At 37.1% G+C, this 264-nt stretch carries 1 protein-coding gene; it reads right to left on the bottom strand.

Translation table 11 applies throughout. The features are described from left to right. Positions 1-264: immunoglobulin-like domain-containing protein (locus ACH5TX_RS00075; RefSeq protein ID WP_439337528.1), on the bottom strand; the 264-nt coding region annotated here is incomplete at both ends.

Here is a 264-nt window from a genome sequence, read left to right as displayed (position 1 = left end):
GAAGCTGTAGCACCTAATTCAGAATAAGTATCACCAACGTTAATATCGATAGACGCTGCTCCTGTAAGAGTAATAACAGGTGTCGTTGTATCAGGAATCACATTTACCGTTCTAGTAACTTGTGTTGCAGGATTTCCAGCCACATCAGAAACATTATAAGTAATAATATAAGTACCTGCTACATTAGAATTAACAGTATCACCACCAATAACAATGTTTGCAGAAATGTCACCATCTTTATTATCAGAAGCCGTAGCGCCTAAT

Source organism: Thalassobellus citreus (genome assembly GCF_044385915.1).
GTDB lineage: Bacteria > Bacteroidota > Bacteroidia > Flavobacteriales > Flavobacteriaceae > Thalassobellus > Thalassobellus citreus.
The sequence above is the reverse complement of the archived record's forward strand: the minus strand, read 5'-3'. Positions and strand labels throughout refer to the sequence as shown.